Source organism: Psychrobacter sp. UBA3483 (genome assembly GCF_002377905.1).
Classification (GTDB): domain Bacteria; phylum Pseudomonadota; class Gammaproteobacteria; order Pseudomonadales; family Moraxellaceae; genus Psychrobacter.
Window position 1 is genome coordinate 1 of sequence record NZ_DFQS01000029.1, and the last position, 22,769, is coordinate 22,769.

Annotated in this window: 23 protein-coding genes; 12 read left to right on the plus strand and 11 right to left on the minus strand. The window is 45.2% G+C overall.

Features of this window, described 5'->3' with window-relative positions; translation table 11 throughout:
* Positions 1-222: 222 nt before the first annotated feature.
* The 4 genes from potA to B2866_RS05010 all read left to right on the plus strand — a co-directional run bounded on the left by potA (position 223) and on the right by B2866_RS05010 (position 4,270).
* Positions 223-1,497 (plus strand): spermidine/putrescine ABC transporter ATP-binding protein PotA, encoded by a 1,275-nt coding sequence (potA, locus tag B2866_RS04995; RefSeq protein WP_296191232.1) that lies wholly within the window; start codon positions 223-225, stop codon positions 1,495-1,497.
* The gene (gene potB / locus B2866_RS05000) at positions 1,497-2,405 is read left to right on the plus strand and encodes a spermidine/putrescine ABC transporter permease PotB (RefSeq protein WP_296191234.1); all 909 of its coding nucleotides are present in this window, start codon (positions 1,497-1,499) and stop codon (positions 2,403-2,405) included. The genes potA and potB overlap by 1 nt, the downstream gene beginning before the upstream one ends.
* Positions 2,405-3,262 (plus strand): spermidine/putrescine ABC transporter permease PotC, encoded by an 858-nt coding sequence (gene potC, locus B2866_RS05005; RefSeq protein WP_296191235.1) that lies wholly within the window; start codon positions 2,405-2,407, stop codon positions 3,260-3,262. Before potB ends, potC begins: the two co-directional genes overlap by 1 nt.
* A 117-nt stretch (positions 3,263-3,379) precedes the next feature.
* Complete coding sequence (locus tag B2866_RS05010; RefSeq protein WP_296191237.1) at positions 3,380-4,270, plus strand: LysR family transcriptional regulator; 891 nt, start codon at positions 3,380-3,382, stop codon at positions 4,268-4,270.
* 84 nt (positions 4,271-4,354) lie between these two features.
* On the opposite strand, the gene crcB is transcribed toward B2866_RS05010, so the two are convergent.
* The 4 genes from crcB to B2866_RS05030 form a co-directional block, all read right to left on the minus strand.
* Positions 4,355-4,726 (minus strand): fluoride efflux transporter CrcB, encoded by a 372-nt coding sequence (gene crcB / locus B2866_RS05015; protein ID WP_201542273.1) that lies wholly within the window; start codon positions 4,724-4,726, stop codon positions 4,355-4,357.
* 65 nt (positions 4,727-4,791) lie between these two features.
* The gene (gene tsaD, locus B2866_RS05020; protein WP_296191240.1) at positions 4,792-5,832 is read right to left on the minus strand and encodes a tRNA (adenosine(37)-N6)-threonylcarbamoyltransferase complex transferase subunit TsaD; all 1,041 of its coding nucleotides are present in this window, start codon (positions 5,830-5,832) and stop codon (positions 4,792-4,794) included.
* 94 nt (positions 5,833-5,926) lie between these two features.
* Positions 5,927-6,454, minus strand: coding sequence for a c-type cytochrome (locus tag B2866_RS05025; RefSeq protein WP_296191242.1), 528 nt, complete (start codon positions 6,452-6,454; stop codon positions 5,927-5,929).
* A 135-nt stretch (positions 6,455-6,589) separates the two neighbouring features.
* A complete protein-coding gene (locus B2866_RS05030) occupies positions 6,590-7,006 on the minus strand; it encodes a hypothetical protein (RefSeq protein ID WP_296191244.1) in 417 nt (138 codons plus the stop codon).
* 508 nt (positions 7,007-7,514) lie between these two features.
* Here B2866_RS05030 and rpsU point away from each other — a divergent pair.
* Both rpsU and B2866_RS05040 read left to right on the plus strand, forming a co-directional pair.
* Positions 7,515-7,730 carry a 30S ribosomal protein S21 gene (gene rpsU / locus B2866_RS05035; protein ID WP_010195908.1) on the plus strand — a complete coding sequence of 72 codons (216 nt, stop codon included), beginning with the start codon at positions 7,515-7,517 and terminating at the stop codon, positions 7,728-7,730.
* A 174-nt stretch (positions 7,731-7,904) separates the two neighbouring features.
* A complete protein-coding gene (locus B2866_RS05040) occupies positions 7,905-8,354 on the plus strand; it encodes a GatB/YqeY domain-containing protein (RefSeq protein ID WP_296191246.1) in 450 nt (149 codons plus the stop codon).
* 64 nt (positions 8,355-8,418) lie between these two features.
* On the opposite strand, the gene B2866_RS05045 is transcribed toward B2866_RS05040, so the two are convergent.
* A complete protein-coding gene (locus B2866_RS05045; protein ID WP_296191248.1) occupies positions 8,419-9,969 on the minus strand; it encodes a M48 family metalloprotease in 1,551 nt (516 codons plus the stop codon).
* 439 nt (positions 9,970-10,408) lie between these two features.
* Here B2866_RS05045 and B2866_RS05050 point away from each other — a divergent pair, with 439 nt between their 5' ends.
* From B2866_RS05050 to thiS, 4 genes are all read left to right on the plus strand, one after another.
* Positions 10,409-10,891 carry a sulfurtransferase TusA family protein gene (locus tag B2866_RS05050; protein WP_296191250.1) on the plus strand — a complete coding sequence of 161 codons (483 nt, stop codon included), beginning with the start codon at positions 10,409-10,411 and terminating at the stop codon, positions 10,889-10,891.
* A 240-nt stretch (positions 10,892-11,131) separates the two neighbouring features.
* Positions 11,132-11,995, plus strand: coding sequence for an RNA polymerase sigma factor RpoH (rpoH, locus tag B2866_RS05055; protein ID WP_197488882.1), 864 nt, complete (start codon positions 11,132-11,134; stop codon positions 11,993-11,995).
* A 63-nt stretch (positions 11,996-12,058) separates the two neighbouring features.
* Positions 12,059-12,430: a DUF423 domain-containing protein gene (locus B2866_RS05060; protein WP_296191252.1), complete on the plus strand. Its 372-nt coding sequence runs from the start codon at positions 12,059-12,061 to the stop codon at positions 12,428-12,430.
* A gap of 66 nt (positions 12,431-12,496) precedes the next feature.
* A complete protein-coding gene (gene thiS, locus B2866_RS05065; protein WP_296191253.1) occupies positions 12,497-12,697 on the plus strand; it encodes a sulfur carrier protein ThiS in 201 nt (66 codons plus the stop codon).
* A 332-nt stretch (positions 12,698-13,029) separates the two neighbouring features.
* Here the strand turns inward: thiS and hpf are convergent, their stop codons facing one another.
* Both hpf and B2866_RS05075 read right to left on the minus strand, forming a co-directional pair.
* Positions 13,030-13,410, minus strand: a complete 381-nt coding sequence (gene hpf, locus B2866_RS05070; RefSeq protein ID WP_296191255.1) for a ribosome hibernation-promoting factor, HPF/YfiA family — start codon at positions 13,408-13,410, stop codon at positions 13,030-13,032.
* Between the two features lie 431 nt (positions 13,411-13,841).
* The gene (locus B2866_RS05075; protein ID WP_409520874.1) at positions 13,842-15,584 is read right to left on the minus strand and encodes an RNA polymerase factor sigma-54; all 1,743 of its coding nucleotides are present in this window, start codon (positions 15,582-15,584) and stop codon (positions 13,842-13,844) included.
* Positions 15,585-15,877: 293 nt separating this feature from the next.
* On the opposite strand from B2866_RS05075, the gene B2866_RS05080 reads away from it, so the two are divergent.
* Positions 15,878-16,777, plus strand: coding sequence for a carbon-nitrogen hydrolase family protein (locus B2866_RS05080; protein WP_296191257.1), 900 nt, complete (start codon positions 15,878-15,880; stop codon positions 16,775-16,777).
* Positions 16,778-16,811: 34 nt separating this feature from the next.
* On the opposite strand, the gene B2866_RS05085 is transcribed toward B2866_RS05080, so the two are convergent.
* From B2866_RS05085 to lptM, 4 genes are all read right to left on the minus strand, one after another.
* On the minus strand, positions 16,812-17,852 hold the full coding sequence (locus B2866_RS05085; protein ID WP_296191259.1) for a tyrosine recombinase XerC: 1,041 nt from the start codon (positions 17,850-17,852) through the stop codon (positions 16,812-16,814).
* A 6-nt stretch (positions 17,853-17,858) separates the two neighbouring features.
* Entirely contained in the window at positions 17,859-18,746 is an 888-nt protein-coding gene (gene dapF, locus B2866_RS05090; protein WP_296191261.1) for a diaminopimelate epimerase, read from the minus strand.
* Between the two features lie 252 nt (positions 18,747-18,998).
* Complete coding sequence (gene lysA, locus B2866_RS05095) at positions 18,999-20,333, minus strand: diaminopimelate decarboxylase (protein WP_296191262.1); 1,335 nt, start codon at positions 20,331-20,333, stop codon at positions 18,999-19,001.
* Positions 20,334-20,442: 109 nt separating this feature from the next.
* Positions 20,443-20,754 (minus strand): LPS translocon maturation chaperone LptM, encoded by a 312-nt coding sequence (gene lptM, locus B2866_RS05100; RefSeq protein WP_296191263.1) that lies wholly within the window; start codon positions 20,752-20,754, stop codon positions 20,443-20,445.
* A gap of 667 nt (positions 20,755-21,421) precedes the next feature.
* Here lptM and B2866_RS05105 point away from each other — a divergent pair.
* A complete protein-coding gene (locus B2866_RS05105; RefSeq protein ID WP_296191265.1) occupies positions 21,422-22,651 on the plus strand; it encodes an acetate/propionate family kinase in 1,230 nt (409 codons plus the stop codon).
* The last annotated feature ends 118 nt before the right edge of the window (positions 22,652-22,769 follow it).

The following is a 22,769-nucleotide window of genomic DNA, read 5'->3' on the forward strand; positions in this document are numbered from 1 at the left end:
GCATACTTTCTGATACACCACCCCATTTTTATCTCTAACAACCTAAACCAACCGATAACGAACTTGCACTGACTTATAACAAGGGTTTGTTATAATACCCAGCAACCAGACTCCATATATAGCCATCGCTTATCGCCATACTTAACAACATTCAAATTGCTGCCAGTATAGTATCTAGTATTTTAGCGCTACTGCGCATTTGGTGTTTTAGGAACCAACCTTATGACCGAATCAAATATAAACCTGCAAACCGTGCCTGCGTCGCCCACTACTGACAAGGCGCTGCTGCAGCTGACTGGTCTTCAAAAAATTTATGATCAAACCGAAGTATTAAAGGACATCAACCTTGATATCAAGCATGGCGAATTTATCACTCTGCTTGGGCCATCAGGCTGTGGTAAGACGACCTTGCTACGCTTAATTGCGGGTTTTGAGCAGCCCAATGCTGGGGCGATTTATCTTGATGGGATGCAAATGGCAGGCTTGCCCGCGGATAAGCGCCCGGTCAATACCGTATTTCAGCAATATGCGCTATTTCCGCATATGACAGTCGCGCAAAACGTCGCTTACGGGCTTAAATTAAAAAAAGTGCCAAAAGATGAGATTCAAACGCGGGTGCGTGAGATGCTAGCGATGGTACAACTTGAGCATCTTGCCAATCGCAAACCGCAAGATTTGTCCGGTGGTCAGCAGCAGCGCGTGGCGATTGCGCGCGCGGTGATCAATCGTCCTAAACTGCTATTGCTCGATGAGCCCTTATCGGCGCTCGACCATAAATTGCGCCTGCAAATGCAATCTGAGCTTAAACGTCTACAACGTGAGCTTGGCATTACCTTTGTTTTTGTCACTCATGATCAAGAAGAAGCGCTGTCGATGTCAGACCGCATTGCGGTGATGAAAGACGGCAGATTTCAACAAATTGGCACGCCGATTGAGATTTATGAAACCCCTGCCAATCTATTTACCGCCAAATTTATCGGTGAAACCAACTTGTTTAAAGCGGAAGTCAAAGGCGTTTATCCTGAACAGGCTGACCGTGATGGGCGCGTGACCAATGGCCGTATTGAGGTCGAAGTTTGCGAAGCACAAACGCAAGAGGGGCCGACGACCTTACGTAATCTACGCCGCCCTGACTTTGCCAATGACGTGCAAGTTGGCGATATCGTCAATTTACTATTGCGCCCTGAAGATTTGCGCATTTATGACCCCAATGATAAAGAACATGGTGGCCTACTTGGGCGGGTAATTGAAAGTAATTATAAAGGCAGTACGCTAGACTCGATTATTGAGCTAACCAACGGCCATATTATTAAAGCTTCGGAGTTCTTTGATGAAGATGACCCAAGTTTTGATTATAAGCTTAACGAAGGCGTTAAAGTGTCATGGGTCGATGGCTGGGAATGGGTATTGCCAGAAGAAGGTACGCTTGCTAGCGGCATTCATAGTGGGCTAAATAACAGCCCGAGCAAATTAGCTGACCAAAAGGATATCAGCTAATGGCGCGTCCTAACTTAGGCAATAAAAAATCAAGTCATAAGAACTTGAGTAATAAAAGCCCTTTTCGTACTGCCACGCTATGGCTAATTTGGGGTTGGCTGCTTATCTTTGCGCTATTGCCAAATATACTGGTGATTGCCGTCAGCTTTTTGACCCGTGATAGCACCGCTTTTATTAGTTTACCGGTCACTCTCGACAGCTACGTGCGCATGATTGACCCGCTTTATTTTGACGTCTTTGTGCATTCATTATGGATGGCGGGCATCACCACGCTCATTTGCTTATTACTCGGCTACCCGTTTGCTTGGTTTGTATCAAGAGTTGATAAACGCTGGCAGCCACTGTTGATGCTCATGCTGATATTGCCATTTTGGACCAACTCTTTGGTGCGCACCTATGCGCTAAAACTCTTATTTGCCAGCAATGGTTTGATTAATAAATCCCTATTAGCCATCGGCATCATCGATGCGCCCATTGATATTTTATATACCCAAGGCGCGGTTATTGCCGGTTTAACCTATTTGTTATTTCCCTTTATGGTGCTGCCACTGTACGCGGTATTTAGTGATTTGCGCAATGATATGCTGCTCGCCTCGCAAGATTTGGGCGCCTCAAAACGACAAACCTTTTGGCACGTGGTATTACCATTAACGACACCGGGGATTATCTCAGGGGTGCTATTGGTACTACTGCCAGCGATGGGCATGTTTTATGTCGCCGATATTTTAGGCGGCTCACGCAATTTACTCGTTGGTAATATTATTAAAAACCAGTTTTTGGATGCGCGTGATTGGCCATTTGGTGCCGCTGCCAGTGTGCTATTGACCCTTGCGATGGCGATATTATTACTCGCTTATCGCGCCAGTAGCCGCCGTATTGGCAAGACTGACTTTAACGAGGTGGCCTAATGTCTGGTAATTCAATCAATAATTCACCGATGAATAGCTCGCCAACAAATGGCGCACCTATAAAAACCAAACGTTCTATCAAGCGACCTAGTATCGGCAGTATCGCTGCTAAAGGCTATCTTGGTCTGATTTATATCTTATTATATCTGCCCATCATCGTTTTGGTGGTAATGTCATTTAATAAATCAAAAATCGGTTATAACTGGGGCGGCTTTAGTTTAAAGTGGTACGAGTCATTATTTAATAATCAGGCGATGCTTGATGCCTTTTGGCATTCTATTGTCTTGGGCTTAGTAGCTGCTACGGTTTCGACCGTTATCGGCACCTTGACTGCGCTGGCGCTACATCGCTATGACTTTCGCGGTAAAGGGCTGCTAAATGGCCTGTTATTTGTGCTTATGATGTCACCTGAGATTGTGTTAGCGATATCGCTATTGGCACTGTTTTTATTAATCGGCCTGCAGCTTGGTTTTGTCTCGCTATTACTAGCGCACATTACTTTTTGCCTACCGTTTGTGGTCATTACGGTTTTTGCGCGTTTAAGTAGTTTGGATGAGCGTTTGATGGAAGCGGCGCGAGATTTAGGCGCTAGCGAATCAACGATGGTGCGTACGGTGTTGATTCCAGTGATTTTCCCAGCGGTGATGGCAGGATGGCTACTTGCCTTTACCTTATCGCTCGATGATGTGGTGGTATCGACCTTTGTTACTGGCCCTAGTTATGAGATTTTACCGCTACGTATTTATTCTATGGTGCGCGTGGGACTTAAGCCCGAGGTCAATGCCATTGGGACCATTTTACTCGTCGCTTCTTTAGTTTTAGTGATTATCTCGCAATTGCTACTGCGTCGGCGCTGATTTTACTTTTACGGTAAAATAATGGCAATGTAATTTTAGGCAAAAAGCGCCTATGATTTTTCAAGATTCTAAACACCTATTTTCCTATTTCTTTAACGTCAGTGGTTAGGTTATTTTATGCTAGAGCTTCGTCATCTTAATACACTAACTGCGCTGCGAGCCCATGGCTCATTGGCCGCTGCTGCCGATGAGCTGCATGTCACCGCCTCTGCGGTCTCCCATCAGTTAAAAGAGTTGGAAAATTACTACGATATCAGTTTGGTCAATCGGCGCACGCGTCCGCTTACTTTTACGCCAGCGGGCAAAACGGTACTGGCGCTAGCAGACAGTATTATGCCACAGGTCACGCGCACCAAAGCCAACTTAAAACGCTTAGCTCACGGTCAAGCGGGTCGATTGCGCTTAGCGTCTGAATGTCATAGCTGCTTCGATTGGTTGATGCCGATACTTAATCACTATCGCCGCGAATGGTCAGATGTTGAGCTGGACTTTGCCACCGGTTTTGAGCCTGAGCCGCATCATTTACTGCAAGAAGGTGATATCGATTTATTGATTACCACCAGTAATTTACCGATAGAGGGCATCAGTTATCAGCCATTATTTGAGTATGAGAGCCGTTTGGTGCTGTCGCCGACCCACGACTTGGCTGAGCAACCATTTATTCATGCCCAAGATTTGGTTGACGAAACCTTGATTGCTTATCCAGTGGAAGCTAAGCGCCTCGATATCATTGCCAATTTTATGACCCCAGAAGAGGTCAGTTTTAAAGCCATTCGTACCACCGAGCTCACGGCGATGCTTATTCAGTTGGTGGCAAGTGAACGCGGGGTAGCAGCATTACCCGATTGGGTGGTAAGCGAGTATGAGAAAAAAGGTTGGGTGGTTTCGCGGCCATTAGGTAAGGGTGTTTATTGTCAGCTCTATGCGGCGACGCGTACCGCAAGCCAAGATACCGCTTATATGCAAGGGTTTGCCAGTCTATTAGAAGGGATTGTAAAACCGGTATAGCTAGTGCTTCTTTCAAAAAGTTGTTTAAAAAAAGAGCCGTATTAAACATTAATATGGCTCTTTTTTATTGCGACATTTTTATTATTACAAAACCAACTTAAACAAATAAAAGCCAATTGCGGTTGCTAATAACGTCAGCCCCACATGTAACCCAATCAGTCCTAAACCCGCAAGCAGTTTGCCGTTATGGATAAAGGTAAATACCTCAACGCTAAAAGTGCTAAAAGTTGTCAGTCCACCCAAAAAACCCGTAATCACAAACAATCTGACATTGGGAGATAAGCTGCTGCCCATACGCTCAAACCACACTAAGGCCAGCCCTATCAATAGCCCCCCTAAAACGTTGGCACCAAGCGTCCCAAGTGGTATCCAGTGATGCAGCGGATTAAAACGCGCCAGCCAGCCTCGTAAGCAAGCACCAATGGCAGCACCTAATCCAATTGCAAGCCACTGCATAAGTTATCCTTGAGTGAGATAAAGTTTAATAGGTTAAGTATAAGATAGCTTATAGCATTTAGCATTTATAATAGCGCAGGCAGCTCGGTCATCGGCCAACGCGGTACGCAGCTAACAGCCAAATCATCTGCTTGACCGGCTTGCAAACGCTCGTAACCTGCGTAAGCAATCATCGCACCATTATCGGTACATAACGCTGGCGGTGCGTAATGGACGCTGGCATTGATTTTAGCAAGCTCGCGCTCTAATGTTTCACGCAAATGGCTATTAGCACTGACGCCGCCCGCGATGACCAAGCGGCTCATCCCAACTTGTTTCAATGCTTTGACACATTTTTTCACTAGCGTATCGACCACGGCATGCTGGAAACTAGCCGCAATATCGGCGCGCACTTTTGGATCGCTCTCAGAGCCATCAGTGTCCTTGATAAGATTATGCACCGCTGTTTTCATACCGCTAAAGGAAAAGTCCAAACCGCGATGTAGCATCGGCCGCGGTAAGTCATAGGCATTTTGATCGCCATTATCTGCCAATTTGGCAATATTTGGTCCACCAGGGTACGACAGACCAAGCATTTTAGCCGCCTTATCAAAACACTCACCCGCTGCGTCATCGATGGACTCGCCAAGGATTTCATATTGCCCGATAGCGTGAGCGGCAATCAGCAAAGTATGACCGCCAGAAACCAGTAACGAGACAAATGGAAACGCTGGCGGATTCGCACCCATCAAAGGCGCTAAGAGGTGCCCTTCCATATGGTGAACGCCAATCGCTGGCACATCTAACCCATAAGCCAAGCTGCGCCCAAATAATGCGCCCGTCATCAGCGCCCCGATAAGCCCAGGCCCTTTGGTATAAGCAATCGCATCAATCTCATCTTTAGTGATATTACACTGCTCTAGCAATTCGTTAAATAAAGGCACCAGTTTACGAATATGGTCGCGGCTGGCAAGCTCAGGCACCACACCGCCATAAAGTGCGTGCAGCTCTATCTGTGAATACAGCACTTGCCCAAGCAAACCTTTATTGTCGCTCGTTATTTGCTCGCTATCGAAAATTGCCAGACCCGTCTCATCGCAAGAAGTCTCTAAACCCAATACTTTCATCTATATGCCTTTATATTTGCCTTGTAGCATTAATAAAAAACCGCCACTGTTAGCTTACAATGGCGGTCATTCTAGCAAATTTCAATAAGCAATATTAGCGAGCGGCAGCAACCATATAATCAACTGCTGCATGAACTTGTGCTTCAGTGACATCTCCAACCGCTTGCGCAGGCATTTTATTAAAGCCTTTAGCAGAATGCATATGTAGCGTTTCTATGTCTTTGGCAAGGTGCGGTGCCCAAGCTTCTTTATCACCAAATTTTGGTGCGTCAAGCAAACCATTCTCATGGCAAACTTTACACTGCTTTTCGTACAGCTGAGCACCAGCATCGGCCGCCAACACTTCTGGCTCAGCCGCAGCTTCAGGTTCAGCCTCTACGACAGGTACTTCCGTAGGCTCTGCTTCAACTGCAGGCTCAGGAGTGACCACTTCGGTTTCTGTTACAGGCGCTTCAGGTTCTACAGCCACCGTTTCAGTTTCATTGGTAGTGGCTGGCTCTTCAGCCGCTGTATTGTCGCCGCCACTACAAGCGCTCAGTGCCAAAAATGCACTAAGGCTTAGGCTTGTGAGCGCCAATTTAGCAACGGATTTTTTCTTCAGTATATTTTGCTGCATAGTCATAGTTAATCCTTCATCTATAGTTTGTTAATATAAACCTAAATATCGTAGCTGGCGTATCAATAGTCATCGCTGGCAATGATGAATCGCTATATGAAATGAGCATGCGGCTTACTTACTCATTGCTACTTAATGCTATTAGTTTGTGGCAGGCTCAGTCGTATCAGTAGTCGTAGCGGCCGCATCGGTATCTGTCGCCGCAGCACTATCAGTAGTAGCCGCGTCTGTATCAGCGCTTGCCACAGCCGTATCTGCCGCGGTGCCATCTTCTGCTACCGCAGTGTCAGTACCTGTCGCGCCGTCCTCTAAACCTTCTGCCGTGTCAGCAGCAGGCATCGGCGCTGTCTCTGGGAAGTCCATATCTTCTGCTTCAGGTGCGTTCGCACGCGCAAGTTCTGAAGCTTCATCGACTTTATCTTTTGCCAAAACTTCACCTGATTCAGCGCCCGCCTCTTCTTTGTCACTGCTACAAGCACTTAGACTGACGCCCATCGTAAGAAACAATGTCGCCCATAATGCTGTACCAATCGCTGTTTTTTTCATGCCATTTTTCATTCACAAATCCTCAAAATAATAGCTATAAAAGCCTTGTAGCGTCTGTCCTGGTGTCTTTTTTAAGCGTCAATTTAAGCGTTGAGTCTCAACAGCTAAATCTTGAAGTTTAAAGCAGCTTAAATATGAGCGACAGACTGAGTATAGGATACCATAGACTCAATATAAGCCGTTATTGCTAAACAGCTGTTTTGTCCACAATTTATTGATTATTTGTTAAAAGATTATTAAAAATATTAACACCAACGCCTCCAGTTAACTATCACCATCCTTGTACGCCGTCGTTAAATTTTATTGTCTGTTATTTGACCTTTATTTAAGTCTTTATTATGTATAAATGCGCTAAAGCCTTTGACTTTACTGCAATTTTTGATTAAAATAGGCGCCCTTGTGCTATTGCGCAAGACTATCCTAGTTTGAGCTGATGCCGATAATCTTGAGATATTACGGCTAAATACTAATACACAGCCAAACTAATGCCCTTATATCTCATCCTAATCAAGGAGATTTCATGCCTGCAGTTAAGGTTAAAGAAAACGAACCAGTTGACATCGCTATCCGTCGTTTCAAACGTGCTTGTGAAAAAGCCGGCGTTCTATCAGACGTACGTAAGCGTGAATTTTATGAAAAACCAACGCAAGTACGCAAGCGCAAAAAAGCCGCTGCTGTAAAGCGTTATAAGAAAAAATTACAACGCGAAACTATTCGTACCACTCGTATGTACTAATCACTAATACGATTAGCTACCTACCAGCGCTACACTAACGCCACTGTTATCGATGAATAACAGTGGCGTTTTTTATGCTACAATTTTTGTTATTACTGCTGATAAATGCTCAGCAGATTTTTATTTAACACTTACCAAAAACTATTTTATCCATACTCATAAGGAATAATAACAATGAGCCAACTTAAACAGACGTTATCTGACACCATCAAAACTTCTATGAAAGCGCGCGAGCTTGAGCGCGTTAAAGTGTTGCGCAACGTTCAATCTGTGGTCAAGCAGATTGAGATTGATCGCCAAACCGAGCTTGATGATGCGCAAGTATTAGAAGTGCTACAAAAGCAGCTCAAACAGCGTCATGAATCATTGTCTATCTTCACCGAAAATGGTCGCGATGATTTGGCCAGTAAAGAGCAGTTCGAGATTGATATTATCAATGAGTTTATGCCAAAACAAATGGATGATACCGAGCTTGCCGCTTTGGTCAATACCGAAATAAAAGCGCAAGGCGCCACCTCAATGCGCGATATGGGCAGCGTGATGGGCGTGTTAAAGAATAAAACCGCAGGCCGTGCTGACCCCGCATTAATCTCTAAACTGGTCAAAGATGCTTTGCAAGGTTAATTGAAGTTAAGAAAAGTTATATATTCTTAATTTGCGTATCGACCCAAGCGATAAAAACAACCGCCTAAGGCTTAAAGTCTTTGGCGGTTTTTACCGCTTTGATTTCCGCATTAATATTGGCGAGTAAAGGTCGGGCGCTGCTCGCTTGCGCAGTTTTTTGCATTTGCTCGGTCAATTGCTTGGCTTGCGTCAACGAGGTCAGCGCACGCTCATAGCGTCCACTCCACAGCTGGTCATGACTGCGGTAGCGTAGCGCATTGATGGTGGCGATTTTTGCCAGTTGCGGCGACTCGGTAGTTTTGGCAATTTTTTCATTGGCCAGTTGCAAGCTTTGCCATGCATAGCGGTCACTTGGCTGCTGCTCGGTCAAGGGCTTAAGCAGTGCTTGCGCCTTGGCTGGCTGATTGCTATTGGTCAGTGCTTCCGCTAAATAAAGACGCAAATCGCGGCGCTCAGGATATAAGCGCTGCTGTCTCTCAAGCAGTTCCGCCGCTTGTTGCCATTTATTCTGCTCAGTGAGAATTTGACTTTGGGTTATGGACAATAACGGCTCGAGTATTTGCCGCTGGGCTGCGGGTAACGCTAACAGCTCAGTATATATCTCATTGGCCTCGCCAAAACGCTGCTGCTCGCCATACCAATACATCAGCGCCAATTTTGCGCCAACGCTATTTTTCGCGGCGGTCGTCAACGCAGTTTCAGAAACATGCTCACCCGTGCTTTGCGTGCGCCAATAGAGCAAATCAAACAATGCTTGATGGCGCTGCTGCTTGGATAAAGGCAAGGCATCGTAACGTTGGGCGCGGCTTTGCGATTCGCTTAAGCGCTCGTTACTCAAAGGATGCGAGCGCACAAAACTGGGCAGGAATTGATTGGCAGTTTGGTTGAGCTGGCTTTTTTGATTCATTGTTGCAAAAAATCGCGGCATGGCGCGTGGATCGTAACCCGCTTGGTTCATGATTTGCATGCCCACGCGGTCGGCATCACGCTCATTACTACGGCTAAAAGCCATGCTGCTATTCATGGTAGCGGTTTGGCTGCCCATCATGACTGCCGCCGCCGCATCGCCATCGACCGCTGATGCCGCAATTGCTGCCAGCATACCGCCTATTTGCATCAGTAAGGCTTTTTTGCGCTCATCCGCGCCGCTCTCATAATGGTGCTGACTAATATGAGCCACCTCGTGAGCAACGACGCTGGCAAGCTCATCCATGCTGCTCGCCGCCAGTATCGTTCCGGTATTGAGGCCAATTACCCCGCCGGGCGCTGCAAAAGCATTGATACTGGGGTTATCAATAATAACCAAACCCAGTGGCGCTTGCTGGCGAGCTTGCGCATTTAGCCGCCATGTCATCTCTTTGATGGTTTCATAAATCCAAGGATCGTGCTCCATCTTCGCGCGACTATTGATGTTTCTTAATGACCATTCACCAAGCAGTTTATTTTCATATTGCTCAGCAAAGCTTAGCCCCTGCCCGCGTAAATTGGGTAAATCTAATTCTTCAGCGTGGGACGTCTGCCATGAACCATAAGAAAATGGCGCGGCTTGTATGCCAGCACTATTAGCCGTGGTTGCCAGTGCCAATAAGGTAGCAGATATACTAACCTTTCGCACAAAAGCGCTTGGTAATGTCGTTACTGGTTTGTTAAGCAGCGATTTTTTAAACAGCGATTTTTTAAGCAGTGCTGGTCTATGAAAATAATACAAGTGCGTATCCTATACGAGTAATTCTAACGTCTTTTTGACTATACGAGCTTGTTTATCGAAGGTCAATTGCCTTCCGCATCTGGCTACCAATAACGCTGCCACGCGTCACGCTTGTGCAACATGCTTGTGTAAACTTAAGCGTTATAAAGCCAATTGTTAAATGTAAAGTTTGAGGCGATCGCCCAGTCGTCATTAGATGTGCTGATTGACCAATGATTATGATAACTATATTCAACTGCAATTGAGTAGTGGCAATTTGCTATAATAGTAAGTCTTGATAAATGCTTGTTTTATGCAGGCGACAAGTGCTACTTTCTCAAACATTGATATTTCAAAGGTTTATTTTATGTCTACTGATAACCAATCTGTCATTATGCGAGACTCATATCCTATTCTTTTTGCCGAAACTGTGTCTGACGCGCAGCAGCAATCGATAACGCAGCTGCTTAATTTATTGCCAGCAGATACTCTTAGCTTAGTAGAAAATTTCGACCTAGCAGCTAGTGCAGAGCAAAAACAGCCAAGAATTATTAAAAATATGGTCGATGGCCGCGGACTTGCCTGCCCTATGCCACTATTAAAAACCAAAGTGGCGCTACGTGAAGTAGGGGTTGGTGAGTCGCTATATGTCGTTGCCACGGATCCAAACTCACAAGCTGATATCAGCGCTTTTTGTCAGCAGAGCCAGCAAACGGGCACAGCAAACCCCTTATTATTGTTTATCAATCAAGCAACAGCGGCAAGTAGCGACAAAATGCTAGGAGCAAAAACCAGTACTACTGTTGATACAATACATCACTTCATCATTACCAAAACTGATAGCAACTAAGCGGCGCTATCCTTTACAATTATAACTATAAGATTTTTATCTGACTCATTGCTTATCTATTTAACCAAGGTCAAGAATATGGCTAATACTTCTAATAACGCTGCAAATACCCGTAAAAAAGACAGCGCAGCACCTGAAAAAAACGAAGCACGCGATGCGGCCTTGAAAGCCGCTGCGGCGCGCCCGCCTTACGATGCCAGCGCACTTGGCGACACCCGTACTCGTGACTTAGTGCCCGCTATGCCAACGCATTTATCAGCGCCTGGCGTAAATCTGGGTGCTTATATTAATACCGTGCATCAAATTCCGATTTTGACACCGACTCAAGAGCAAGAGCTTGCTCACCGCTATTATGATGAGGGCGATGTTGAAGCGGCGCGTCTGCTGGTTATGTCACACTTGCGCTTTGTGATTCATATTGCCCGTAGCTACTCAGGCTATGGTCTGCCGCAAGCAGATTTAATCCAAGAAGGCAACTTGGGCTTGATGAAAGCGGTCAAGCGCTTTGATCCTAATAAAGGCGTGCGTTTGGTATCCTTTGCCGTGCATTGGATTAAGGCCGAGATTCATGAATTCGTCATTCGTAACTGGCGTATTGTCAAAGTTGCTACTACTAAAGCGCATCGTAAATTATTCTTTAACTTACGCAGCCTGAAAAAGACCAACAACCAGTTAACGCTCGAAGAAGCCGATGCAATCGCCAACGACCTGAATGTAACGCGCAAGCAAGTGCTTGAAATGGAGTCACGCTTGACCTCGTATGATGCGTCGTTTGAAGCGCAATCGAGCGATGATGACGATGGCCGCTACGCGCCGCAGCTGTTTTTAGAAGATGGCATCGACCCTGCAGAGATGGTTGAAGAGGATGATTGGGAAGAGAACAATTCATCGGCTCTACTAGCTGCGATGGATACGCTAGATGACCGTTCACGCGATATCGTTGAACAGCGCTGGCTTTCTGAGCAGAAATCAACCTTACATGAGCTAGCAGCGGTTTACTCTATCTCAGCAGAACGCGTGCGCCAAATCGAAAAAAACGCCATGGACAAAATCCGTGAAGCCATGACCATCGATAGCGTTATTTTGCCTGATGATATCCAATAAATTTCAGCGTGTTAGTTAAAGCTTACCTAGGATAAAAGTTCTATTTATAACACGAGTTTTACCATGCTAAATTGGATAAGTATCGCGGCCATTAATATGGCTATCGCCGTCGCGTTGGGCGCGTTTGGCGCTCATGGGCTTAAAAATTCGGTCAGCATTCAGCAGCTTGAATGGTGGCAGACGGCAACTCTATATTGGTTTGTACACGGGCTCGGCTTATTGCTCGTCGGTATTCTTATTCGTCTTAATTATACAACCCAAACCACGGCATGGCTGCTACAAATCGGCGCACTTATTTTTGCAGGCAGTTTATATGCCATGACGCTTGGTGCGCCGCGCTGGCTTGGCGCCATTACTCCTATCGGCGGTGGGCTGATGATTGTAGGTTGGCTATGGCTTGCTGTCTCGACATTTCGTTTAGGCCATACTGCTTAAGTTAAATAACAAAATGGGTTAATGGATTAGTAACAAAGGATTATTAACTTTTAGGGAGCACATATTATGAGTAATATTAGTGTCAATGGTAAAAAATTGCAGACCACTCACCAAACCGTCCAAATGGTCGTCAATGAGCTTGGACTTAGTAAAGGCCGCTATGCGGTTGAAATCGATGGTGAACTGATTCCAAAAAGTGAGCTTGATAAAGTGCGTATTGCTGAAGGTATGAATATCGAAGTCGTTCAAGCGGTTGGTGGTGGCTAACTTATTGGATAAAAATCTATACCGATCATTCTTTATGCATACAAATTAAGCGTATTATCGCTAAACTGAGTGGTTAGCGACTGATTAAATTTAAAACTTAATACTAAAAAAGACCTCTAACGTAAATACGCTGAGGTCTTTTTTCATTTGTCATGCTCTTTAATAACTAAAGCAACTTTACGAGCTATCATTCCAATATGATTACTTAATAAATACGCCAGTTATAATAATTGTCTTATAGGCTATCTTCTATCAAGCAGTCATAATAATAAAGTCAGCTACTATGTAGAGCGGTTGCTGTAGTGAATACTACTTAGAGCAGGACAAACCCATTACATGGCAGGTGCAGCATCATCAGCTGTTAGCTCTTCGTAGCGTTCATCACGCCCTGGACCTTGAGTTTTCTTACGATCCTGACGGGTTTTATATTTACGTACTTGTCTATCAAGCTTGTCTGCCATCTCATTAATGGCTTTATACATATCGTCTTCGCAGGCTTGGACAAACATCTCTTGACCTGCAACTCGCATAATCGCTTCGGCCTTATGGGTCTTTTTTCCGCCTTCACTTGAGCCGCTATTATCTAGCGATAATTTTACCTGAATACTTTGAATCTGATCGAAATGACGTTCTACTTTTACAAGCTTTTCGCGAACGGCGTTGTCCATGGCTTCGGTAACACTGATATGGTGACCACTGATAGAAACATTCATATTATCGTCCTTTTATTATTGCTTATATTATTACTTACAATCAGCAGATGATCGCGCTTTACAGCTTTTATCATTCCGCCTTACCAATAATTCATCCCGTACCTTTCTTATCATCAAGTTTGGCTTATCATTTTTTAATGACCAACGGCTTTACAGCTCTACTCCTTTATCAAAATAAAAAATTAAAATACATTTTTATCATTTGTTAAATTAACTAAATCGGCCAAACCGATACTTGGTTTTCGTTGTTGGTATGACTCTAATTTGTCATGAAAACCAAAGAGTAGCAAGACATCAAATTGTAAGTAAATGTAATAATAAATGATGTTTCATGAATGTTTCTATATAATCAAAAAATTTTATTTTTTATTTACGTTTAAATTGGCTTGATTTTGGCGGTATGACATTTATAAGTCGTTGAATGACAACATTTAATATTTTTGTTTACGCTGAGTGGATGATCCGATATTCATTGCTTCACGATATTTGGCTACCGTTCGTCTGGCGATATCGATGCCTTCTGCGAATAAAAAATCTTTTATGCGGCTATCAGATAATGGCTTTTTCGGATCTTCATCAGCGATAAGCTGTTTAATCATGGCGCTGATGGCGGTTGAGGAGATGTCACCGTCGCTACTGCTAACGTGAGATGAGAAAAAATGCTTAAGGGAAAACAACCCTTGTGGTGTCAAAACGGTTTTGCTCGTAGTCAGGCGCGAAACGGTCGATTCGTGCAAATCAACTTCTTCGGCAATGGCCTTTAAAATCAAAGGCTGCATGGCAGTTGCGCCATGTTGCAAAAACTCTTGCTGGTAGCGCACGATACTGGTTGCTACTTTTAATAGGTTTTGATTGCGCTCTTCGATACTGCGAATAAACAGGCGCGCATCGGTGAGATTTTCGCGCAGATATTGATTGTCAGGGCTGTCATCGCCGCGTTTGACCAAATTGGCATATTCTTGATTGACTCGCAATTTAGGCAAAGTGTCAGGATTAAGACGTACTTGCCAGCCATCTACTTGCGCAGTCGTGTCGTTTCCGTTTTTGTTATCGGTGGTGTGATTGCTATGGTGGCGGCGAATCGGCGTGACCAATACATCAGGAATATCGTAGCTTTCTGACGGCTGCATATAATCGGGCTGACTGCTTTGAAATAGTAGGCCGGGTGATGGATTTAACGTACGTAGCAGGTTAAGCGCCGGGGTAATCTGTTCAGGCGCGAGGCCCGTGAGTTCAGTCAAGGCTTTGATATTATTGCTGACCAAATGCTCACTGGCTGAGAGAAGCGCTTGGGCTTCTTTAAGATACTTTGTATTCGTATCAAGCTTGGACAATTGCAGCGCTAAGCACTCATTGAGGTTGCGTGCGCCAACGCCAAGCGGGTCGCACGATTGAATCATGCGCAGTACCGCCATGACCTCATCGTGCTCGACGCGCTCGTCCCATTGATAAAAGCTGGCAATGGTATCAAAGCTTTGTAACAACTCATCGATATCGAGACGTATAAAACCCATTTCATCCATAGAATCCATGAGGTATTCGGCGATCAATGTATCTGTTTCGGAGAGGCGCTTAAAGTTCAGCTGCCAGCGTACATGGTCTTGAATGGTGGCGCTGGTGCGGCCCTGATAGCTATCAAAGTCTTCATTGCTGCCGTTATTAGCTGAATGAGTTGAAAGACTCCCTGAGCTTGTCGCGGCAGAGGCATAATTACCGCTGTCAAAACCGCTATAATCGTCACCCTCTACGGTATAGTTGTCGATTGCTTCATCATCAAAACTGGCTTGCTGTAATTTATCTAAGCTATCGCTACTGTATTCATCACTTATATTGGCAGCACTGCTATTGTCTTCATAATCAAAACCATCATCTGAAGAATGGGTAGATTTAGCAAACGAATCAACGCTAGCATTTTGGTTCCAACTATCTAGCGTTAATGGCTCGCCAAACTCATTGAGCGGCTCACCCTTATGACTGTCGTAACTGTCGAAATTATCATAGTCATCTTCATCCTCTTCCACACGTTCAAGCAAGGGATTGCTATCAAGCTTCGCCTGCACCTCCTGCGCAAGCTCAAGACTAGAGAGCTGCAGCAATTTGATGGCTTGCTGCATTTGCGGGGTCAGCTTTTGCGAGGTATTTAGCGTGGTCGCCAATCCAAACGACATACTCATGGGTGACTGATTACCTTCCGATCGTGGTGAGATTCTATATGTTCTGCTTAAAGCCTGCGCTTATTGATACTTATCATCGCTAATAAGGGCTTTAGCCTATCAGGTCATGACGATAGCATTTTTTGCTACAATGTTGCTATGATAATTTATATTCTGTTCAGATAAGCTATTTTTTAGCTTTTGCTCAAATCATAAAACTTTAATAGCTTTGCAGGGATGCCAAGCTTTTAAATATAACAGGATAAAAATTAAATAAGAGCAAAGCTCTATAAAGCTTAAAAATCGAGAATATTATGATAAATGAGATTACTAAAAATAAACCGCTGACCGTTGCGGCTATACAAATGAGCAGTCAGCAAGATATCGAAGCCAATTTAGCCGATATAAGAGCGGCTATTCGCGAGGCAAGTAAGCAAGGCGCGCAGTTAGTCGTTTTACCAGAAAACTGCTGTAGCATGGGTCGACAGTTTGCCACTGCCGAGCGTTTTGATGAGTTATCCGACGCAATGGCCGAGTATGCACGGGCTTTTGGTATTTATCTGTTAGCAGGCTCGCTGCCCTGTCCTTACCGCCCTGATGGTGTCATCGTACCCGATGGTAGATTGCGCCAAGTCAGTCAGTTGTTTGCGCCCGATGGTACGCGCGTGGCGCGCTACGACAAAATTCATTTATTTACCGCAATCGTTGCCGATAAACAAGGCAGCTATAATGAAGCGGCGACTTTTGAGCCCGGTATGCAAACAGTGGTTACAACTTTAGAAGCAAATGATGCCGTTTATCAGCTCGGTATGATGGTTTGTTTTGATTTACGCTTTCCAGCCTTGGCACAGCGTTTACGGCAAGCGGGCGCGGAATTAATAAGTGCGCCATCAGCCTTTACTTATTTGACTGGGCAAGCACATTGGTCGCTATTGCTACGCGCGCGGGCGTTAGACAGTCAGTGTATGGTCATTGGCGCCGCACAAGGTGGTGAGCATATTTATAAGAATGGCGATAGTCGGCAAACATGGGGGCATAGCACGATTACTGCTTATGACGGCACGATTATCAATAGCTATGAGGATAGTGAATTGAAAGGCTCTACTACTAAAGATCAGAAAAATTATACTCTGGTTTTAGCAACCTTAGATAAAGCAGCCCAAGTCCAAGGACGGCAAAAGATGCCAATCTTTGACTGTCACCGTTTGGCATAAAGGTACGGTTAAATGCTTAAAAAACAACCAGAATTTAAGTAACATCAACATCATTTTGCGCATAAGACGCACGCGGATGGGCGCGGTCATAAACTTGGGTTAATTTGGCAAAATCGACATGAGTATAAATCTGCGTGGTACTGATATCACTATGGCCGAGCATTTCTTGTACCGCGCGCAAATCGCCACTGCCAGATAACATATGCGACGCAAAGCAGTGGCGCAATAAATGCGGATACATATTTTGCGCAATACCAGCGCGCGTAGCCGCAACTTTAAGACGCTGCTGGACCGCCCGTGTGGATAAGCGCGTACCTAATTTCTCACTGATAAACAACGCACTGTCCATCTGCTCTACCCAAAGATTGCGGTGCGGCAGATAACGTTTAATCGCCTCGGCGGCTTTGATACCTAAGGGCACCAAGCGCGTTTTATTACCTTTGCCCGTCACGCGCACGCGCAAATCAGCCAAATCTATATCGGCCATATCGAGCGCGACCAATTCGCCAACACGCAGACCGCTGCTATAAAGCAATTCAAACATTGCCTTATCACGTAACCATAAGCGCGCCTGCTCGGGCGTATCAGGTATTTCTTGGTCAAGCAATTGCGTCAATAAATCCACATCGGCAATAGACGGCAGCGGTCTAGGGCTGCGTTTAAGCTGATAGCCAGTGGTTGGGTTGATACGTGCTAAATCCTCTTCTATCAGCCAGCCATAAAAATGACGGATAGCCGATAGCTCTTGCTGAACGCTCGCCAGTGCCAGCTTATCTTCATCGAGGCGTTGGCTGATATGCTGAGCCAATTGGCGCTTGTCACAGCGCGTCCACGTCAGACGTTTGCCGCGTAAAAATAGCGCCAACTGGTTTAGCCCTGCAAAATAAGCCACCAGCGTATGCTCAGAATGGTTACGCACCGATAGCGTATTTAGCCAACGATGCACTGGCGCTAGCAGTTCACGCAGCGTGCTATCTGCTTCGATGGTTGTTGCCAATTCTGCCGATAGCCATACTTTTGACTTAGTGTTTGATGTAGTGTTTGACTGAATATCTGAGCTAGGCGCTGTCGTCATGATTGATTAGCCTTCTGGAATAGGCTTGATACCCGCTTGCGCCATCAGACCGTCTGGGCTAAACACCCCTTCATAGACAAACGCCGTTGGCCCAGTCATCATCACAGAATAACCCGGCTGCCATTTGACAATTATGCTGCCGCCATAAAGCTGCGCGCGTATGTCTTCGCCTTCATCAAGCCAACCCTCACGGATACCAACCGCTACGGCTGCACAAGCGCCGGTGCCGCACGCTTGGGTTTCACCGACCCCGCGCTCATAAACCCGCAGACGGATATGACGCTGATTCATGACCTGCATAAAGCCGACATTGACGCGCTCTGGAAAGGCCGGATGTGATTCGATGGCTTTACCCAAGGTCTCAACATCGGCTTCTAGGACATCATCAACCCTGATGACAGCATGCGGATTACCCATATTGGCGACATAAAGCTGCACCGGCGTGCCATTGACGTTTAGATGATAGGCGTTTTGGATTTTGGTCGTCGCTCTTGGGGTAAAGGGAATCTCACTTGGCTCAAATTTGGGCTTACCCATATCAACCTCGACCCAGCCATAACGGTCAGTCGTTAATGAGATTATCCCGCTTGCCGTCTCAACGCGCAGACGCTGCTTAAATGACAGTTTACGCGCTTGCACAAAACGGGCAAAACAGCGCGCGCCATTACCGCATTGGTCAACCTCTGTGCCATCGGTATTAAAAATGCGATAACTAAAATCAACATCGGGGCGCATCGGCGGCTCAACGACGAGCAATTGATCAAAGCCGATGCCTAAATGACGATCGCCTAGCAGCTGTACCAATTCCTTGGTCAACTCTAAGCGTTGGGTCACCAAATCGATGACCATAAAATCATTGCCCAGCCCATGCATTTTTGTAAATTCTATTAGCATATCCTTTTTATCCTATCCTATTTTTATGTATGCCTTATATTAGCACGCTGTCAGATACAATCATAATTATCACCGCTATCGAGCTTTCTTTTATATAGCCCGCTTTACATAACAAAAAAGCATTTATAGTGAGTGAAAAGTAATATAGAGTCATCACGCACAGCCTTACTTCGACCATAAAAAAACCCATTGTCGTTATCACAATGGGTCATTTTTAATTAAAAACTCGTAAGCAGTAAATTGGTTAAAAAACTATTTATCCTGCCACAACACTTCATCAGCATATAAAGATTCAAGCGTTTCGCGTTTGCGAATCAGTTGATGATTATCATCGGCTACCATCACTTCGCTAGCACGACCGCGTGAATTGTAATTGCTACTCATGGTAAATCCATAGGCACCAGCGCCAGTGATCGCTAACACATCGCCGGTCGAAAGAGACAATAAGCGGTCTTTTGCTAAAAAGTCACCGGTTTCACAAATCGCGCCAACGATATCCCACGGCTGTGTGCCATCAGTATCAATACCTTTTTCAGGTAAAACACTTGGAATCACCGCCATTTCTGCTTGATATAACGCTGGACGTATCAAGTCATTCATTGCCGCATCGACAATAGCAAAGTTCTTGTGCTCGGTTGGTTTTAACACATCAACCTTAGTTAAGAGCACACCGGCATTGGCCACGATACTACGACCCGGTTCGAAGAATACCGTTAAACCAAGCTCGCTTAGTTTGGGTAGTAACGCTTGGGCGAATTCCTCGATAGATACTGGCGTCTCATCGATATAGCGCACGCCAAGCCCGCCGCCCAAATCGATATGACGCAGCTCAATGCCTTTAGCTTGTAAGCTATGTATCAGCTCAATCACTTTATCAAGCGCTGCAACAAATGGCGCAACCTCGGTCAATTGCGAGCCGATATGACAGTCGATACCGACGATATTAATATGAGAGAGCTGTGCCGCTTGCTCATAAACCGCAACGGCATTTTCATGGCTGATGCCAAACTTATTGTCTTTTAAACCGGTTGAGATATACGGATGGGTTTTGGCATCGACGTCTGGATTGACCCGCAATGAAATCGGCGCTGTTTTATCAAGCGCTTTTGCCACTTCGTTAATCAGCGCCAATTCACTAATCGATTCAACGTTAAAGCAGCCAATACCTTGATTAAGCGCATATTCGATTTCGCTATAGGTTTTGCCAACGCCTGAAAACACCACGCGCTCAGCTTTTCCGCCCGCTGCCAATACGCGCATGAGCTCACCGCGTGAGACAATATCAAACCCTGCCCCTGCTTGCGCCAAGATGCCAAGCACGGCAAGGTTAGAATTTGCTTTCACCGCATAGCAAATTTGATGCTTTAGGCTGGCAAAGCTTGTGGTATAAGCCTGATAAACGTCTAGAATTGCTTGTTTTGAATAAACATAACATGGCGTACCATAGTGCTTGACCACCTCAGCAATACTTACCTGCTCCATATATAACGCGCCGTCTCGATAATCAAGCGCGGGCAAATGGGCGGTTAAGGCTTTAGGATGCACATACAATCCTTGCTCAGTTTTGGTCGTGACTGACTGACTCATAAAGTTGTCTCTAATATAATCAATGTATTAAGGGATTAAATAGTTAAGGGGTTTAGCAGCTTGGATAGGCTAAGAATCGTTTGAATATTTGGCTTTTAATAAACAAGCATTAATAATCGTTAGGATCCGTACTCGGCGCAGGCAGCTGAAAATCTTCGGCGTTTTGCTCGTTATTTGCATTGTCATTGAGCTTAGCAAAGGCGGCATCTTGCGGATGACTGGTGCTCTCAAGCACAGCCGTCTTGTCTTTTACCGTTTGGCTACTCGATTCTGTTAAGTACAAATCGCCTTTTTGCCCGCAACCTGCCAACGCAGTTGCCCCGATGACCAGCGTCGCTATGGTTAACTGATACATAGCAGGTTTGACATCAACGCTTAAATTAGCGCTGTTAAAATTTGAGGTACGGCGTATAGTAAACATAGAATGGCTAACCTTTCATCTTGCAATGGTTTGCAGGCGATAAAAATCACTATCAGCGAAAATAAGGCTGCAATATAGAAATAGGACAATTTTTTAATCATAGCATTATTCGATAAAGTTGTGCGCCCCCTGCTGCTGATTGGCGCATAAATTTATGTAGAATTAGCGACTAACAGTATGACTCCTTAGATTTTATAAACAGTATCGTAGCGACAGACAAACTTACTTACAATTTTATAAAAAGTGCTTTTATCTTATTATCTCTGTCAGCGGTTGATGGCATTCGGTGTACACTTGTATAAAACGTCCTAATTAAAGCCTTATAGTTATCGTGGTATAAAATTCAAAATATGGTACATTATAGTGAAGCCTTGCAGCGGCAGTGAAGCGCTAGTATGCGTTTTACCAACCATTAATAGCTGCGAGCATTATGGGCAGTTATGAGCTTTAAAGATGTTTAAAAACACAGCAAGCTCAAGATGCTGAAAACGCCTATTAAAAGCAATGCTAAAAGTAAGATTAACAGCAATGATAAAAATCAGCGCTAGGATTGCTGCGTATGTCAGCTGTTTGGCGTATGCCGGCAAGAATATGGCTGGTTTTTTTATACAACCGGTGACCATCGATGTCGATTCACCACCCAAAAAATAATATCTAAGGATAGAGTATGAGCGCTGGCGTAACCACCAATTTTAATGATAAAGACTCTGAAACATCGAATCTAACCAACCCCACTTTAGTCCTTAATTGCGGCTCCTCTTCAATCAAATACGCGCTAATCAGCGAAGACAATGATACGCGTATCACCGGTCTGGCAGAAAACTTAGGCCTCGACACCGCTCGTATCAAACACACAACGCTAAATGGTGAAAAGCTAGAAATCGCCATTGCTGGTGGTCGTCATGAGCTGGCCTTGAAAAAAATCCTTGAGTTACTTGAGCAATATCACTTTATTGCTGTCGGCCACCGCGTGGTGCATGGCGGCCGCGAGTATTCAGAAGCGGTGCGTGTCGATCAGCATGTGTTAGAAGAAGTCAAACGCTTAAAAGTATTGGCACCGCTCCATAACCCTGCCAATGCCCTAGGTATCGAAGCGGTACAAGCGATTTATCCCGAGATTCCGCAAGTGGTGGTATTTGATACTGCCTTCCACCAAACCATGCCACCGGTCGCGTTTCGTTATCCACTGCCAAAAGTCCTTTATGATGAATATAAAATCCGTCGTTACGGCTTCCATGGTACTTCGCACGCTTATGTATCAGAACGCGCCAGCGAAATCACCAGTGCCAAAGCGCCACATGGTTGGTTGACCGCCCATCTAGGCAATGGCTGCTCAGCGACGGCTGTCTACAATGGCGAAAGTCTTGATACCAGTATGGGTCTAACCCCGCTTGAAGGTCTGATGATGGGCACGCGCAGCGGTGATGTCGACCCAAGCTTGCACATTCATCTCAAACGCCAACTAGGCATGAGCTTAGAAGAAACCGATAAGATGCTCAATAACGAAAGTGGGCTGCTTGGTATTTCAGGCTTATCAAATGACTTGCGTACCATCGAGCAAGCCGCCAACGAAGGCCATCAAGACGCCAAACTTGCGATTGAGATGTTCTGCTACCGCGTCGCTAAGTACCTTGCCAGCTTAAGTTGTGCGCTACCTGACTTTACCGGCATTGTCTTTACCGGCGGCATTGGTGAAAACTCAGTGACCACGCGTACGCGCATTTTAGAGATGATGCCGCATTTTGGTATCAAAGTAGATAGCACCAAAAACGCCAGTTTGGTCGGTGGCAAAGAAGGCAGTTTCCATGCCGACGATAGTAGTATTGAGCTGTGGGTAGTACCAACCGATGAAGAATGCCGCATTGCCCAAGAAACGCGCGAAGCCCTAGGTTTATAAGTGTTTGATTGCTAAACAAACCAATACCTTGCTATAAGAAAGCAGGAAGCATTACTTATAGCACAAGGTGATACGCGCTTTAAAAGCGATACGTTTTAAAAGATAAGCTCTTAAAAGA